This is a genomic window from Lysinibacillus sp. NPDC093197, assembly GCF_044754025.1.
GTDB lineage: Bacteria > Bacillota > Bacilli > Bacillales_A > Planococcaceae > Lysinibacillus.
The window spans coordinates 42077-58564 of record NZ_JBIVOH010000007.1; the positions used below are offsets into that span (position 1 = coordinate 42077).

At 35.6% G+C, this 16488-nt stretch carries 15 protein-coding genes; 14 read left to right on the top strand and 1 reads right to left on the bottom strand.

Annotated elements, in window-relative coordinates; all coding sequences use genetic code 11:
• Window positions 1–2 precede the first annotated feature (2 nt).
• The 14 genes from walK (at window position 3) to ACIP9G_RS17095 (ending at window position 15999) form a co-directional block, all read left to right on the top strand.
• Window positions 3–1868 (top strand): cell wall metabolism sensor histidine kinase WalK, encoded by a 1866-nt coding sequence (walK, locus tag ACIP9G_RS17030; protein WP_401020913.1) that lies wholly within the window; start codon window positions 3–5, stop codon window positions 1866–1868.
• Window positions 1865–3181 carry a YycH family regulatory protein gene (locus tag ACIP9G_RS17035; RefSeq protein ID WP_401020914.1) on the top strand — a complete coding sequence of 439 codons (1317 nt, stop codon included), beginning with the start codon at window positions 1865–1867 and terminating at the stop codon, window positions 3179–3181. The genes walK and ACIP9G_RS17035 overlap by 4 nt, the downstream gene beginning before the upstream one ends.
• Window positions 3168–3989 carry a two-component system regulatory protein YycI gene (locus tag ACIP9G_RS17040; protein WP_401020915.1) on the top strand — a complete coding sequence of 274 codons (822 nt, stop codon included), beginning with the start codon at window positions 3168–3170 and terminating at the stop codon, window positions 3987–3989. The genes ACIP9G_RS17035 and ACIP9G_RS17040 overlap by 14 nt, the downstream gene beginning before the upstream one ends.
• A 2-nt stretch (window positions 3990–3991) precedes the next feature.
• The gene (locus tag ACIP9G_RS17045) at window positions 3992–4780 is read left to right on the top strand and encodes an MBL fold metallo-hydrolase (protein WP_401021127.1); all 789 of its coding nucleotides are present in this window, start codon (window positions 3992–3994) and stop codon (window positions 4778–4780) included.
• 248 nt (window positions 4781–5028) lie between these two features.
• A complete protein-coding gene (locus ACIP9G_RS17050; protein WP_340821555.1) occupies window positions 5029–6339 on the top strand; it encodes a S1C family serine protease in 1311 nt (436 codons plus the stop codon).
• Window positions 6340–6601: 262 nt separating this feature from the next.
• Entirely contained in the window at window positions 6602–6766 is a 165-nt protein-coding gene (locus ACIP9G_RS17055; protein ID WP_340821556.1) for a CxxH/CxxC protein, read from the top strand.
• A 90-nt stretch (window positions 6767–6856) separates the two neighbouring features.
• Window positions 6857–7336, top strand: coding sequence for a 23S rRNA (pseudouridine(1915)-N(3))-methyltransferase RlmH (gene rlmH / locus ACIP9G_RS17060; RefSeq protein ID WP_401020917.1), 480 nt, complete (start codon window positions 6857–6859; stop codon window positions 7334–7336).
• A gap of 532 nt (window positions 7337–7868) precedes the next feature.
• Window positions 7869–8468: a hypothetical protein gene (locus tag ACIP9G_RS17065; RefSeq protein ID WP_401020920.1), complete on the top strand. Its 600-nt coding sequence runs from the start codon at window positions 7869–7871 to the stop codon at window positions 8466–8468.
• Window positions 8469–8956: 488 nt separating this feature from the next.
• On the top strand, window positions 8957–9742 hold the full coding sequence (locus ACIP9G_RS17070; protein ID WP_340821575.1) for a nucleotidyltransferase domain-containing protein: 786 nt from the start codon (window positions 8957–8959) through the stop codon (window positions 9740–9742).
• Window positions 9743–10561: 819 nt separating this feature from the next.
• Window positions 10562–12613 carry a GAF domain-containing sensor histidine kinase gene (locus tag ACIP9G_RS17075; RefSeq protein ID WP_401020922.1) on the top strand — a complete coding sequence of 684 codons (2052 nt, stop codon included), beginning with the start codon at window positions 10562–10564 and terminating at the stop codon, window positions 12611–12613.
• Window positions 12614–12771: 158 nt separating this feature from the next.
• Window positions 12772–13263 carry an LURP-one-related/scramblase family protein gene (locus ACIP9G_RS17080; protein ID WP_401020924.1) on the top strand — a complete coding sequence of 164 codons (492 nt, stop codon included), beginning with the start codon at window positions 12772–12774 and terminating at the stop codon, window positions 13261–13263.
• Between the two features lie 499 nt (window positions 13264–13762).
• Window positions 13763–14545, top strand: a complete 783-nt coding sequence (locus tag ACIP9G_RS17085; RefSeq protein ID WP_401020926.1) for a transporter substrate-binding domain-containing protein — start codon at window positions 13763–13765, stop codon at window positions 14543–14545.
• 32 nt (window positions 14546–14577) lie between these two features.
• The gene (locus ACIP9G_RS17090) at window positions 14578–15243 is read left to right on the top strand and encodes an amino acid ABC transporter permease (RefSeq protein WP_401020928.1); all 666 of its coding nucleotides are present in this window, start codon (window positions 14578–14580) and stop codon (window positions 15241–15243) included.
• 12 nt (window positions 15244–15255) lie between these two features.
• Window positions 15256–15999, top strand: a complete 744-nt coding sequence (locus ACIP9G_RS17095; protein WP_401020931.1) for an amino acid ABC transporter ATP-binding protein — start codon at window positions 15256–15258, stop codon at window positions 15997–15999.
• A gap of 158 nt (window positions 16000–16157) precedes the next feature.
• Here the strand turns inward: ACIP9G_RS17095 and ACIP9G_RS17100 are convergent.
• Window positions 16158–16488: 3D domain-containing protein (locus ACIP9G_RS17100; protein WP_401020934.1), on the bottom strand; the 331-nt coding region annotated here is incomplete at its 5' end.

Consider the following 16488-nt stretch of genomic DNA (forward strand, 5'->3'; position numbering starts at 1 on the left):
AAATGCAGAAAGTAAGCTTCTTTAAATCAATTCATGTCAAGCTTGTATTAATTTATATTTTGTTGATCATGTTAGCATTACAAATTATAGGCATCTATTTCGCAAAGGAATTAGAGCGGAATTTGAAAAGTAATTTTCAAGAGTCTATTTTTCAGCGTGTAGATTTGATGCAATATAGCATTCGTGAAGAAATTTTGAAAGAACGCGATGAAAGTATGCCTTCACTTGAGGAAAGTCTGAAATCCATCGTAAAGGAATTTTCAACAGGATTGAAGGATGTATCGACAGGTGATATTTTAGAAATTCGCGTAATTGATAGTAGACAGCGTATACTTGCAACTTCAGAAGTAGATAATCAAAGTTTAATTGGACAGCGTTCGAATACAGACCTTGTCCGGCGAGCGATATCAGCAGAAACATTATTTGATATTATAAAACTTGATAATAAAACAAGAAACCGAGTATGGGTGCTAGCAACGCCAATCCGTGATGGAGCAGGCCCTGACGATGAAATTATCGGGGTGCTTTATATTGAAGCAAATATCGAGTCTGTTTTTGAACAGATGAATGATATTAACCGTATTTTCCTAGGTGGTACAGCCGTATCGTTAGTAGTTACTATTTTCTTAGGCATTTTAGTGGCACGTACAATTACGCAACCTATTGCTGATATGCGTAAACAAGCGCAAGCAATGGCGAAAGGAAACTTTTCTCGCAAAGTACGGGTTTACGGAACAGATGAAATTGGGCAGCTTGCCACGACCTTTAACCATCTGACCAATCGTTTGCAAGAGTCTCAATCAACGACAGAGGCAGAACGGCGAAAACTCGATTCTGTTCTTAGTAATATGACCGATGGCGTTATTGCAACAGATCGCAAAGGACGTATAATTCTTATTAATGATCCAGCATTAGAGTTATTGCATATTTCAAGAGATATTACGTTAGGACGTCCTATCGCATCCGTTTTAGGAATTGATCAGGAATATAGCTTTGAAGATTTAATCCATATGAATGATGCAATCAACTTGGATTTTAGTACGTCAGAGGCTCCATATATTTTACGTGCTAATTTTTCGGTTATTCAAAAAGAAACAGGGTTTATTAATGGTTTAATTACGGTCCTTCATGATATTACAGAGCAGGAAAAGATCGAAATGGAACGTAGAGAGTTTGTATCAAATGTATCACATGAGCTTCGTACACCATTAACAACGATGCATAGTTATTTGGAGGCATTAATGGATGGTGCATGGAAGGATGACAATATTGCACCAACATTTTTAAACGTTACCCAAACGGAGACCGAGCGTATGATTCGTTTAGTGAATGACCTACTTCAATTATCTCGAATGGATAGTAGTAATTATAAATTGAATAAGGACATTGTGTTATTTAATTCATTCTTTAATCGAATTATTGATCGCTTTGAAATGTCTAAATCAGAAAATGTAACATTTGAACGATTACTTCCGGAGACATCGTATTACGTTGAAATTGATACGGATAAGGTGACGCAAGTAATTGATAATGTTATTTCGAATGCCATTAAATATTCTCCAGATGGCGGTAATGTCCGTTTTGGTTTTACTGTACAAGGAAATATGCTCAAGGTAATGATTTCAGACGATGGGATGGGTATTCCAAAAGAAAATGTAGGTCGAATTTTTGATCGTTTTTATAGAGTGGATCGCGCAAGAGCACGCTCTATGGGGGGGACAGGCCTTGGATTAGCCATTGCACGGGAAATGATTGAAGCGCATGGTGGGAAGATTTGGGCTGAGAGTGAAGAAGGATATGGTACAACAGTCTTCTTTACACTACCATTTGAATTAGATGATTTTGACGAGGCAGGTGAGTGGGGATGAAATATATAGAACCGGTAAAATCCATTGTTTTATTTCTACTCGTCATGCTAAGCGTTGTGCTTACCTTCATTATTTGGACCTATACTCCTGATTACAAAGTAATTGAGCAAACAGAGGGCAAGGAAATTTTAATTGGCACACAAAAGAAAGTGGAAGACGTCATAAAGCCGTATAAAGCAATTTATAGCAATGACGATGAATTAACAGGTACAGTATCAAATGGCACAATGAAAGATATTATGAATATCTTTGATGGCTGGAACATTCTTGACCTAGTTCGAGTGAATAATAATATTTCACCAACCTATATCAATGAAATGATACGTACTAATAATCGTATGACTGTGTTTTTCGCTGGAGAAATACCTTTCTCAGAGCTAAATACAATTTTCAATTTTGATGAAAAAGAGTTACCAGAGACAACTTTCAATCGTATTATTATAGATTGGACCAATTACTCAAATAAAGAAGTACAGATGTATTTCGTTAGTAGCTCTAATAAATCACTGTTACGCTCACATGTAAGTATTACAAATGCCAATGAATTTGCTAAAGATATTATTGAACCGTCAAAATTGCAAAGTGCGTATAAAGAAGTAGAGCGTGATGGCTATACTTCCCTTTACGTTCCTAGCGATAAAATTGAGTCTGTAAAATATACGTATTATATGAATGAACTATCACCAGAGCTATTTAAAAATGTCTTATTCTCAGAGCCAAACGTTGTACAACGCAATGTTGAAAGTGCGACATTTGAAAAATATACAGATGGATTGTCTCTTATGACGGTCGACACAAGGGCTAAATCATTAACATATGTATATCCAGCTGCAGAAAGTAGCGAACGAATTGAGCCATCGAAGCTCTTCCAGGATAGCTTTGAATTTATTAATGAACATGGGGGCTTCACAGCGGATTACCGATATGTATCAAGCAATCCGAGTAAAAATCAAATAGATTATCAGCTTTATTTACAAGGGTTCCCTGTCTATAGTGATCAAGCGACAACTCGTATTTCAACGGTATGGGGAGATAACCGCATTTTCCGTTATAAACGTCCTTATTTTTCTTTAGACATATCGGAAAAAGAGATTAAAGAACTGCCATCTGGAGCGGAAATAGTTGAAAAAATTCATAAGCTAAATAATATTGTATTATCAGATATCGATGAAATTGCCGTTGGATATTATTTAACGCAAGATGAAAATCTAAGATTATTTACGTTAGAACCGAGCTGGTTTATTATCCGAAATGGTTCATGGATTTTACTGACACCTGAAATGCTTGGGGGTGTAAAAAATGGATTGGAATAGAACAAAATCCATTTTTATCGTCGTCTTTTTAATTTTAAATATTTTCTTATACTCTTTGTATGTGAATCGTTACAATGAGGCACAAAGCGTTGAGGTTCCAGGTGAGAAAACGACAGATGCTCGTTTGAAAGAGGACAATATTACATATGGTGTCCTGCCGAGTGGCGTCGAATCAGCTACGTATATTTCAGGTAAAGTTCATACGTTTACGGCTGCTGATTTTACCGATCCAAATCATCAAGCAAATACTACCGATCCAAAAGAGGCGCGGGTAATTTTACTAAGTCCTGTGAAATTGAGAAATGTGAATGATGATGCAAGCTTTACAGAGTTTGTGCAGACAAATATTAAAGAAGGTGGTTCCTACGGATTATGGAAGGTCAACCGTGATGAACGTATAGCCATCTTCTTTCAAAAAACAAATAATCGAATGCTCTATTACAATAAGAGTGGTCTGTTAAAAATACAGTGGAATGCGGATAATGAAGTAACCATGTATGAGCAAACGATGCTTGATAATATTGAGGAAGTGGAGCAACAAGAAAGTGTACTTCCGCCGATTCAGGTGATTCAGGCATTATATGCAAAAGGGCTTTTAAAGCCAGATTCACGTATTGAGCATATGCAGCTAGGCTATTCAACACTTGTTTATTTAACGCAAACACAAGTATTATTGCCAACATGGGAAGTACGCGTAAAATTATCAGACGGTGAAATTGAAGAGTATTTTGTCGATGCTGTGGAAGGTAAGATTATTGAAATACAAGAGGAAAAGCAAGAGGTTGAAGAAGAAGACTGGGGAGTTTAATGATGCGATTTAGTGTTTTAGCAAGTGGCAGTACAGGCAATTCGATTTATGTAGAGAACGATAATCATGCATTTATTGTCGACGCTGGCTTTAGTGGAAAAAAGATGGAGCAGCTCTTTGCAAAAATCGACCGCAATATGAAACAGCTAAGTGGCATTTTAGTTACTCACGAACATAGTGATCATATTAAAGGAATTGGCGTATTAGCGCGTAAATATAATGTACCGATATATGCGAATGCAAAAACGTGGCAGGCAATGGACGGACTCGTAGGAGATATTCCTGTAGAGCAACGTTTTGAGTTTGAAATGGAGACGGTGAAGCATTTTGGCACACTATCAATTGAATCTTTTGCCGTTTCCCACGATGCAGCAGATCCGATGTTTTATACATTTCATGAGAATGGTCGTAAACTCGTGATTATTACCGATACAGGCTATGTTAGCGACCGTATGAAGGGTATTATTCGCGGCGCAGATTCCTTTGTGTTCGAAAGTAATCATGATGTCAATATGCTACAAATGGGACGTTACCCTTGGTCCATAAAGCGTCGTATTTTGAGTGATGTAGGACATGTATCAAATGAAGATGCAGCTATTGCGATGAGTGAGGTTGTGTTTGAAAAGCCAACGAATATTTACTTATCACATTTAAGTAAAGATAATAATATGAAAGAGCTAGCGCGCATGAGCGTTTCCCAAACGTTGCAATCTTGTGGGATTATTGCAGGTGAGTATGTCCGTTTATTAGATACGGATGCTGAGGAGCCGACAAAGCTAGTAACGGTTTAAAAATAGGACAAGAGTGAGTATCGAGTTAGCATAAAGGCTATGAGAGATTTCTTGCCTGTTTATCTGCAAAAATAAATAGAGTCTATATAGTTAAAAAGATAAGCTGTTCAATTGCATTTTATTATTAATGCATTGAACAGCTATTTTTTATACCCATTTTATTTATTTTTCATGTAATTTTAATGTTTGAATCGTATGATAAAGGCAAGAATTAATAGATAGAGCAGTCGCACGAAAGGATGAGGAACATGAGTTATTTTAATGAAGATGATAAAAACAGTGATTTTCTAAATAATGATGAAATCCAGAAATCACCTCTACAAGAGAGACTTGAACGTGAGGAAAAAGAAATGCAAGAGAAGCGTTCGAAAAAGAAAGGTGGAGGCAACGGAAGTGGTGGCGGTAAAGGGGGTTATTTCTTTAGTGGACTAGTTGGCGTAATCATCGGTGCTTTACTCGTTTGGCTAATGCTTCCTGGACTTGTTAATCAAATGCCGGGGACAACAACAAGTAGTACTGGCAAAAATGATACAACCATCAACCAAGTAGCTACAGAAGTAACGACCGATGTCACAAGTGCAGTCGATAAAGCATCAGGTGCTGTTGTAGGGATTACTAATATTCAAGAAGTCGCAAGCGGCGGTTTTTGGAATCAGCAAACGACACAAGATACAGAAACAGGAAGTGGCTCAGGTGTTATTTATAAGATAGAGGGTGATAAAGCCTTTATCGTAACAAATAACCACGTAATTGAAGGGGCAAAACAATTAGAAGTAACAATGCAAGATGGCTCAAAAGAAGAGGCACAATTAGTCGGTAGCGATGTTTGGACAGATTTAGCAGTTATTTCAATCAGTTCGAAAAATGTTAAAACAGTTGCGACATTTGGTAACTCAGATGTACTAAAACAAGGCGAAACAGTTATTGCTATCGGGAATCCACTAGGATTAGAATTTTATGGCTCTGTTACAACAGGTGTTGTTTCAGGGAAAGATCGTTCTGTACCAGTTGATTTAAATGGCGACAAAGTAGCAGATTGGCAACAAGAAGTATTACAAACAGATGCAGCTATTAACCCTGGTAATAGTGGGGGTGCACTAGTGAACATAGCTGGTGAATTAGTAGGCATTAACTCCATGAAAATTGCTGAATCATCTGTTGAAGGTTTAGGCTTCTCGATTCCAATTAACTCAGCAATACCAATTATTGAGGAACTAGAACGCAACGGAGAAATGAAACGTCCAACAATGGGTATTACATTAGTTGATTTAACAGACGTACCAGCATTCTATCAACAACAAACATTAAAACTGCCTAAAGACATCACAACAGGCGTTGTCATTACAGATGTTATGGGCAACTCACCAGCTTCAAAAGCGGGCGTGCAACAATACGATATTATTGTTGAAATGGATGGAGAAAAAATCGAAACATCAATTGATTTACGTAAACACTTGTATAACGATAAAAAAATCGGAGATAAATTAACAATGAAAGTTTATCGCCAAGGTAAATTAGTTGATGTAACATTAACATTAACAAATAGCGATTCATTGTAATGACAGTATCGGTAGTAGATGTATAATCTACTACCGATTTTTTTAAATAAATCAGGATAAAAAGCTCCCTAACGATTAGGAAATAAATTAAATACAGGTGTGGATAACTAGAAATTTGTGAATAACAACTTTACACAGCGAGTAGCGGTATAAAGCCTTCCTTCCCTACTCGCTATTCCTTTGTTACAATAGGTTGTGGATAACATAGACGGAATTGTGAATAAGTTTGTGGAAATTTCGGAAAATAAGGAGAGACTATTAAATGGAAAAATACAGTTGTGAAAAGCATATAGATCACGCTTTAGACATGTTTGTCGCGGAGCAAAAAGTATTCCCAATTATGGATAAAGTAGAAGAGGAAAAAAAGTTATCCACAAAATGTAGTTACTGTGAACAGTCAGCAGAATATATTGTATCAAGTAAATAACTTTACACAATATATAGAAAACACTTGTGGATATGTTGATAACTTTTGTGGATAATTTGTTTGTAAATGAAATGTAAAGGTGGATAACGTGTGAATATAACAATTGTATCAGTCGGAAAACTTAAAGAAAAGTACTTAAAAATGGGGATCGACGAATACGTAAAACGCCTAGGTGGCTACGCAAAAATGGACGTAATTGAAGTACCTGATGAAAAAGCACCTGAGCAGCTAAGTGATGCAGAAATGGAAATTGTGAAGAAAAAAGAAGGCGAACGCATCCTTTCCAAACTTAGCTCAGACACATACGTTATTGCCCTTGCGATAAACGGCAAAATGAAATCTTCTGAAGAAATGGCAGCAGATATCGAGTCATTAATGACCTATGGAAAAAGTAAAATTGCCTTTGTTATAGGCGGTTCCCTCGGCTTGCACGACGATGTCCTCAAACGAGCTGACGAAAAACAATCATTTGGCAAGATGACATTGCCACACCAGTTGATGAAGCTCGTATTGATTGAACAAATTTACCGAAGCTTTAGAATTATGAAGGGTGAACCGTATCATAAGTAAGTGCGGTTTTTAATAAACCATCGATTACAGTTATTTTAATGTAGTTGGTGGTTTGTTTTTTTGTTTGCTGGGATTTGAGAATTTGCAGATACATTGGGGTAGGACGTAACGTATTCGTTCTAAAATAAAAATAGAAGATGTAATAGAGATATTATTATTAAATTTAAAATTGAATGAAGTATATTAATTCTTATTTTTACTTTTTTTGTATTTTTTATTGATTGTCTATATAATATTTTAAAAGATAATTTAGGTGTGATTTTATAGGAAGGTGTGAATTAATTTGGCTAAGGATTTAACTAGTTCAAATATTCAAAGACAAAATATATAAAATAATGAAGGAATAAAGCTAAAAATTCTAGAAGCAATAGAACAGGGAGAGCTATTAAAAAAACTACAATTAGCCGCATTACGGAAAACCGTATCATAATTAAGTAAGGTTTTTCAATAATACAAATATTGGTTATCTCATTGTAAATCTTTAGGGGTAATCTATTAATTTATTTATAAATAAAGGAGTGTAAAATCGAAAATGTTTAATTTATCGAAAATAACAACACAGGACTTAATTCAATGCGTCGGAATATTATTAACACTTGTTGTAATTGGTGTTTCGATTAGTCAATTTAGTAAAAATGTAAGTAATTCAATTAGTCAAGCCAAAAAGCAAATGGCATTAGAACAAACAAGTGAATTGCCACTACAAGTTTCAGTGTTTTGTAGCAATGCAAGTAATGTGGCTACTGGGGTTTGGCTTACAGAGAATGGTATTAATATGGATGTTGCAATGGAAACAGAATATAAAGCATCTAAAGAAAAACTAGAGGCACAGTTACCAATAATAAAAAATAATATTTTAGCATATGCCTCAAATGATGCATTACAATTATTTATTGAGTTTGAGAAAGGGATATCAAATCCTGATAAAAATCAAATTGATATTAATGTTTACTACTTGTTGCCTCTCCTCCTTTCGCAAGTAAAAATGGATGTAACTGGAGAAGTAGTAGATCCAATGATTTTTTTTAATTCATTAATGCCTCAATTTAAAGAACATAATCCCAGGGCTAAGGATTACATTAACGAGTTAATCGTTGGTTTAAACTTAGATAAAGAACTTAGTCCGAAATAATTGTTTGCGTCGCAGGGACAGCTTTTAACAATCACCTTACCATTATTACCTTGTTTGCCTATTTCTAATGAAAGGCACAAAGTGTTCGTTAAGTTCTGAATAGTGCGAGAACTAGGCTCCTTTTACTGACTGGAAAAGCCTATTAGTAGTTAAGGCTAAACAATTTCGATCAGGCAAGTGATGTCGTTACGTCCAACTCTTTCAGTATTACAGGTACAGGCTCGCATTACGCAACAGGAGGTACCTCTCACACTGCTTCCCTAACATGTAAAACAGGTTACAACCAGTTTGATCGTACCAAGGGCAGATACGAAAGGAAAAGAATATTTAATGTAAAAACCGCACTTTGACTAGAAGCGGTGAACCGTATCATAAGTAAGGGTGGATAATGTGGGATTCTTTCATTAAATTGATACTAAAGCGTTAAGTTGAAATTAAGAAACGATAAAGCTAGTTTTTTTAAGCTCATAATGAAAGGAGAAATGTAAATGAACGAAATCATTCAAAAGAAATTGTTAGAAATTGAAGAGAAATATAAGGTAAAGATTTTATATGCTGTCGAATCAGGAAGTAGAGCATGGGGCTTTCCTTCCAAAGACAGTGATTATGATGTTCGATTTATTTATATACATTCTCCTGAATGGTATCTCTCGATTGATCCACAAGGAATTGGAGTAAAGAGAGATGTAATTGAAGAACCAATTAATGATTTATTAGATATAAGTGGTTGGGAAATCACAAAAGCGCTACGCCTATTTAGAAAAAATAATCCGCCACTTTTAGAATGGTTAAGAAGCAATATTATTTATTATCAAAAATACTCATTTGTTGATAACATACGGTCTTTGGAATCGAGTGTATTTTATCCAAATTCGATGCTCCACCATTATTTAAACATGGCAAAAAATAATTATCGTGAGTACCTGCAGGGACCAGAAGTAAGAATAAAAAAATATTTTTATGTACTTCGGCCGATATTGGCTTGTAAGTGGATAGTGAAATATAATACGACACCTCCAATTAGCTTCCATGAACTATTGGAAGATAGCCTTCAGGAGGGCGAATTAAAAAATGCAATTGAGCATCTTTTAAAACGAAAGCTAATAGGTGATGAGTTAGATATTGAACCCCGTATTCATGTGATTAACGACTTTGTAGAAAGTGAAATGGAACGACTCGAAGAATATGTTAAATCACTCAAAGTTGAAGCGAAGGATCCTACTAAAATATTAGATGAATTGTTTAGAAATACATTGCAAGAAGTTTGGAAATAAGTAAATGTGGCTTATAAAAAGAACCACCTAGAATATTGTAGTGTCAGCGTTCTAGATGGTTTTCATTTATCCATATTCAATAATGTTAGTTTTAATAAATGAGGGTAGTAACTTTTGTACAACTTCTAATGATGAAAAGTGATTTTCCTTTGAAAAAATATCAGTACCTTGGAAGTTATGACTAAATAAAAATGCAGTTGTTGGTTCGTTAAAATGAATATACAGGGTTTCCTCTATAATAAAACGAATAAAAGAAAAACTGGATGGTTTAAGTCCAGTTGAGTATAGAAAAAACTGCCTTTCGCTACAATCCATCACCAACTAAAATAGTGATTTACTAAAAAGGATACAAAAAAACAGGTATAGAAAAAGTTCTCTTTTTCTATACCTGTTTCCATTTAAGAATTTGTTGGATAGTCCTTTTTCTCCAAACTGAGTTTAAGAATAAAATGGGAATATAGTAGATTTATGAATCAAAATGATTCGGAGAATGTAGCTCATGCAAACAGAATCAACAATCAGTTCTTATTCATCGGTATCATATGTATGGTCTATTGAGGGGATAGAGTCATTGAAGGTGACTGGCAATGGAATAATAGCAGGAACTAACAAAAGCGAATTGGAGTTATTAGAAGCCTTATGGTCGTTCCTATCATCGGGTCGAAACAAACTAGCGCTATCACGGTAAACCGTACCATAAGTAAGAGAGGTTTTCCATGTATAATAGGATACAGATATAATATAAACTAATTTAGAACTAGACTGTTAGCTAGAAATTATACTTTTACTTTTAGTAGGTTTTGATTGGAGACATTGTGAATGTTAAGTGAACAGACGAGATATTCTAGGCTCGCGAGTATAACCAAAGTAATTAATACAAAGTTAGAACTACGTGAAGTTTTACAGCGTGTAACGCAGGCAATTTCCGAGGAAATCGTGCAATGTAACTCGGTGGGTATTTATTTACCAGAAAAAGATGGCACATTTAGAGGATTTGTGGGAAAGCCAGAAGATATGAATGGCATAACCCTCGATACACAGGTAATTGATGTTGAAACAGACTTACTGGCTAAAGAGGTTATTGAAACTAAAAAAACCATCTATATCTCTGATACCTCAAAGGATAATCGGCCGGACCCGAGATCGGTAGAAGCCTTCAAAATTAAATCCTTATTAGCACTGCCTATTTCATATGAGCAAGAGATATTTGGTTTAGTTTTTTTATTTGATTATGGAACACCGATGAATTTAACAGAATCAGAAATTCAGAGTGTTGAAGCATATGTAAATATGGCTGCAGTTGCAATTCAAAACGCAAATAATTTAAAGCAAAAGGAAAACCTTATTGCAGAAAAACAATTGTTACTCAATGTTACACGTGATTTGTCGATGTGTTCCTCCGTGCAGAAAAGTCTTGATAAATGTTTTTACTACTTAGGAAAGGTTTTAGGTAGCGAAAAAAGTGCAGCCCACCTCCTGGATCCATTGGGAAAAAACACAATGACATTCATGAAATTTAATACAGACTGTGATTGGACAGAAGCCGATTGGATGGAGAATCTAAAAAGCATAGGAATGAACCAAAGCTACGAAGCTATGATTCAACAGATTATTGAAACAAAAAGTATAATTCTCACTCCAAATATAGATAGTATGAGTCTTTTTATGATGCCACTGATTTCAATGGGGGAAGTATTAGGGGTTATAACAGTTGTCAATTTAGGAGGGGAAACATGTAATTTCCATGAATCTCAAATTCAATTAGCAAAATCGATAGTCGAAGCCACAGCGCCTACAATTTCAAACTTGTTATATATGGACCAACTTGAAAATATGGTAGAAGAGCGAACAAGGGAACTAGCTGCTGCTAATGAAAAGGTTACAAGTGTTATTGAAAGTATAACGGATGGATTCTTTGCATTGAACAAAGAGTGGGAATTTCTTTACATGAATAAACATCAATATTTGCCGCAAAGGAAAACGGCAAAGGATGTATTAGGACAAAGTATATGGGAAATTTTCCCGAAATGTGTAGATACGGTCATGTATAAAGAATTTCATCGTGCGATGTCAGAGCGAATAGCAGTACATTTCGAAATGACCTCAGCTTATGGTGATTATTGGTACGAAGCAGTTGCGTACCCATATGATGAGGGAATCTGTTGCCTTTTAAAAAACATAACTGAAAAAAAGAAATATGAGAAGGAATTGAAAAGATTATCAAACCTAGACTTAATAGGTCAGATGGCAGCAGGTATTAGCCATGAGATTAGAAATCCTATGACAACAGTACGAGGATTTTTGCAGCTATTAAAAAAAGAGAGCGAATTCGAAAAACATAATGATTACTTTAATGTCATGATCGAAGAGCTTGACCGTGCTAATTCTATTATTACTGAATTTCTTTCTATAGGTAATACTAAGACATCCGATTTACAGATGTTAGATTTAAATTCTATTATTCGCGATATTACGCCTTTAATAGAGATAGATGCATTTAATCAAAATAAAATTATTCAATTTAATCTGAATGACATTCCAGATTTACTTTTAAATCGTAACGAAATACGACAATTGATAATAAATCTATACCGTAATGGCTTAGAATCAATGAACATAGGTAAGGTTCTATCCATCAGTACCTACAAAGGGGATGGGAATTGTGTAATTCTTGCAGTACAGGATCAAGGAGAAGGTATCAGTCCTGCGATAGTAGAGAAATTGGGTACTCCATTTTACACGACCAAAGATAATGGCACTGGCTTAGGTCTAGGTATCTGCTATGCAATTGCTGCCCGTCATAACGCAAAAATTGAATTTCAAACAGGATCTGAAGGAACTACTTTTTTTATAAAATTTACTTATATATGAAAAGATGAAACGCTTCTTTAGTGTTGTAAGGTATTGACATTTGATGCTCTGAATAAATAAATTTATAAGTCCAAATTTCAATAAACTATTTTGATAATTATTAATAGCTATGATGAAATCTGCGCTATATTGATATGCTATTTCGAAGGAGGTATAGAATGAAGCAACTTTATATAAAGCAAAAGGTATTCAGTCTAAGTAGCAAATTCACAATAAAGGATCAGCAGGAAAAGGATGTTTATTACGTAGAAGGTAGTTTTATGCAAATTCCAAAGACTTTCTCCATTATGAATAAAACAAGAGATGAAGTAGCCCTTATTACGAAAAAGGTGTTCAGCTTTTTACCGAAGTTTTTTATTGAGGTAAATGGTCGAGAGGTGTTAACGATTAAGAAAGAGTTTTCTTTCTTTAAAGCACGCTATACGATTGATGGGGCAGACATGGAGATACACGGTAACTGGTGGGATATGGAGTTTCAGGTCTTACAGCATGGTGAAGTCATCGGTAAAGTGAACAAGGAGTGGTTCACTTGGGGAGATAGTTATAAAGTTCAAATATTGGATGAGGAGATGGAGGAAATCATTATTGCATTCGTTGTTGCAATTGATTGTGTGAAGGCTGACGCAGCTGCTTCCTCAGCAGCGACTTAGAAAATTAATAACCTCCATTAAAGGTGCAACGGTGAACCATATCACAAGTAAGTGTGGTTAATTAAGGCAGTATCAATTTTATATTGGTGCTGTTTTTTTAGTAGACAGTTGTAGAGAAGAAGGTTTAACGATTCAAAGACATATTTGTACCACACCATTTGCTTATAAAATTGTCTTCCATAGTGAGTACTAAAGCATTTGGGCAATTATATAAACAAAGTATTTGAACAGTCAGTTTATATTGATGAGAAATGTTATATTAAATTCACCAATGAATAATCTTTTTTTAACGTCTAAAAAGCATCAATATTTGAGGAGAGAGAACACTTGAAAGAGATGTATATAAATTAAAAATGTTTCAAAAGTGTCGGGTACTATTAACAGTGCTTGACACTTTTTTGTTTTATCAGGAGTGGACAGGGTATTAACTATCATAAGCAAGTTACATAGTAACAGGCATTGTAGGAATAATCGAAAGGGAAAAGGAGTCATAGCCAACATGTTGTTGAATAAAAAGTTAATATTGGTCTTTAGTATAATCGTAGTCTGCTTTTTGTCTGGTTGTACAGAGAAGAAGCAGCTTGAGGATGGATCTGAACTGATAAATAAAAACCAATTTGTTTTTGCTACTTCTGGTGAATTTAAGCCATTTAGTTATATGAATGACGATCTCACAATGTCGGGCTTTGATATTGAGGTTGGGGAAGCGATTGCAAAGGAAATGGGCCTTGAGCCGGTTCAGAAACGAATCAAGTTCAAAGGGATTGTAGAAGGGGTAAAAACAGGCCGAGCGGATGCAGCGGTTGCGAGCCACACGATTAACCCGCAGCGAAGTAAACATGTTTCTTTCTCTACACCGTATTACTATTCTGGACCGAAAATTTTCACCAGACCTGACAGTAAAATTAAGACTGTCGAAGATTTAAAGGGAAAGGAAGTAGCTGTTGCAAAAGGATCGACATATGCCGATACAGCTTCCGAGTATACAGACAATGTAAAAACATATGACAGCGATATTACAGCTTTAAAGGCGTTGAGCACTGGACGTCATGATGCGGTCATTACAGATTTTGTTACAGGAAAAACAGCTGAAAAAGAAGGATTTAAGATTAAAGGACAGCAATTAATTAATCGCAGTGAACAGGCGATTGTGCTGCCCCAGGATAATCCAAAACTATTGAAGCGAGTAAATGAATCTTTGGAACACCTCCGGGAAAATGGGACACTGACTCAAATCAGTATTAAATATTTTGGTGAGGACATTACCAAAAAACCAGAATAAATCAATGCTATAGAAAGAAAGGAAGTAGTACTTTGCCAAGTTTTTCGCATTTTTTTAACATACTAATGGAAACAAAAGGAATATTTTTTAAAGCAATGCTATTAACATTAGAGCTGACGGTGGTTTCTATCATACTAGGAATTGTCATTGGACTTGTCTTTGCTCTATTAAAAATTTCTAATATCAAAATTTTAAAACTTATTTCAGATATATATGTCTATTTGGTCCGCGGAACACCGCTGATTGTCCAAATATTTATTCTTTACTTCGGAATAAGCGGGATTTTCCTTATTCCTGATTTTTGGGCTGCTTCACTTGCTCTAGCGTTACATAATGGAGCTTATATTTCTGAAATCCTTCGAGGCGCAATTCAGGCAGTCGATAAAGGTCAGGTTGAGGCAGGCCGCTCTTTGGGAATGACAAAGATACTGACATTAAGAAGAATTATTCTTCCACAGGCATTTCGTCGAGCGTTGCCGCCTTTAGGCAATCAATTTATCATCAGTTTAAAAGATTCTTCGTTGGCCGCATTTATCTCCATGAATGAGCTGTTTAATGTGGCGACAACACTAGGATCAAATAATTTTGATGAAATGACCTATTTACTCATCGTAGCAGTCTACTATTTATTACTGGTAGCGTTGATGACATTTGTAGTGAACCGAACTGAACTGAAATTAGCAATAAGCGACAGATAGGAGCTGAAAAAAATGGACACCAAGGAAATGATTAAAATAAATCAATTGAATAAATCGTTTGGAGATTTACATGTATTGAAAAATATCGACATGACAGTTTACGAGAGTGATGTTGTTTGTCTAATAGGATCGAGTGGGTCAGGGAAAAGTACCCTCCTTCGCTGTTTGAACTTTTTAGAAAGAAAGGATAACGGCAATATTATAATCGAGGGAAATGAAGTCAATCCACGGACAGATGACCTTAATAAGATTAGAGAAAAGGTAGGTATGGTGTTTCAAAATTTCAACTTATTCCCACATAAAACGGTTTTGGAAAATATTATTGAAGCACCTATTATGGTAAAGGGTGTAGACAAAGAGAAGGCTATCAACAAAGCAAAACTATTACTGAGAAAAGTAGGTTTGGAAGATAAATCGGATGTCTATCCTAGTAAACTATCAGGGGGGCAAAAGCAACGGGTAGCGATTGCTAGAGCACTTGCGATGGAACCAGACATTATGCTTTTTGATGAGCCAACATCGGCACTCGATCCCGAGCTTGTGGGAGAGGTTTTGACAACAATGAAAGACTTGGCTGAAGAAGGAATGACAATGGTTGTTGTAACCCATGAAATGGGATTCGCAAGAGAAGTAGCTGATTGGATTGTGTATATGCACGATGGGAAAATTATTGAACGCGGCACACCTGAACAATTTTTTGACCATCCGAAAGAGGAGAGAACTCGGGAATTTTTAACTGCGACAATGCTTAAATAAAACTATGAGGTCCTGCCTATATGTAAGGCAGGACCTCTTTAGATGGGCTGGGGAAATAAGCAAAAAAGAACCCAATCTGGTTCTTTTTTGCTTTAAATAAGGATTCAAGTCACCTTATTGTTCATATATATTAAACCCTAAATATAGGATGGGAATTGTTAGTTTAATATTGTTACCTTTAGTTGTTTTACGCCAAAATCGATTGCATCTTGTTGAGAAGGAAAGAAAACATCGATTCGTTTTCCTTTAATGGCTCCTCCAGTATCTCCTGCAATTGCTTCACCATAGCCTTCTACATAGACTTTACTACCAAGCGGAATAACAGTTGGGTCAACTGAGATGACCTTTGCATTTGGGTTTGTTTTAAGGTTAATTCCTGTAGAAGTAATACCAGAACATCCATCACATGAAGCTGTATAAGCTGAAGCCTCCACTATAATTTCCTTTGAAGTAGAATTACTTGTTGATGGAGCGGTTGCTTCAGGTGTA

Coding starts and splice junctions, on each gene's coding strand:
- ACIP9G_RS17055 (WP_340821556.1), top strand. CDS start 6,602: ATGGAAAAATACAGTTGTGAAAAGCATATAGATCACGCTTTAGACATG.
- ACIP9G_RS17080 (WP_401020924.1), top strand. CDS start 12,772: ATGAAGCAACTTTATATAAAGCAAAAGGTATTCAGTCTAAGTAGCAAA.
- ACIP9G_RS17075 (WP_401020922.1), top strand. CDS start 10,562: ATGTTAAGTGAACAGACGAGATATTCTAGGCTCGCGAGTATAACCAAA.
- ACIP9G_RS17045 (WP_401021127.1), top strand. CDS start 3,992: ATGCGATTTAGTGTTTTAGCAAGTGGCAGTACAGGCAATTCGATTTAT.
- ACIP9G_RS17070 (WP_340821575.1), top strand. CDS start 8,957: ATGAACGAAATCATTCAAAAGAAATTGTTAGAAATTGAAGAGAAATAT.
- ACIP9G_RS17050 (WP_340821555.1), top strand. CDS start 5,029: ATGAGTTATTTTAATGAAGATGATAAAAACAGTGATTTTCTAAATAAT.
- ACIP9G_RS17085 (WP_401020926.1), top strand. CDS start 13,763: ATGTTGTTGAATAAAAAGTTAATATTGGTCTTTAGTATAATCGTAGTC.
- walK (WP_401020913.1), top strand. CDS start 3: ATGCAGAAAGTAAGCTTCTTTAAATCAATTCATGTCAAGCTTGTATTA.
- ACIP9G_RS17035 (WP_401020914.1), top strand. CDS start 1,865: ATGAAATATATAGAACCGGTAAAATCCATTGTTTTATTTCTACTCGTC.
- ACIP9G_RS17065 (WP_401020920.1), top strand. CDS start 7,869: ATGTTTAATTTATCGAAAATAACAACACAGGACTTAATTCAATGCGTC.
- ACIP9G_RS17095 (WP_401020931.1), top strand. CDS start 15,256: ATGGACACCAAGGAAATGATTAAAATAAATCAATTGAATAAATCGTTT.
- ACIP9G_RS17040 (WP_401020915.1), top strand. CDS start 3,168: ATGGATTGGAATAGAACAAAATCCATTTTTATCGTCGTCTTTTTAATT.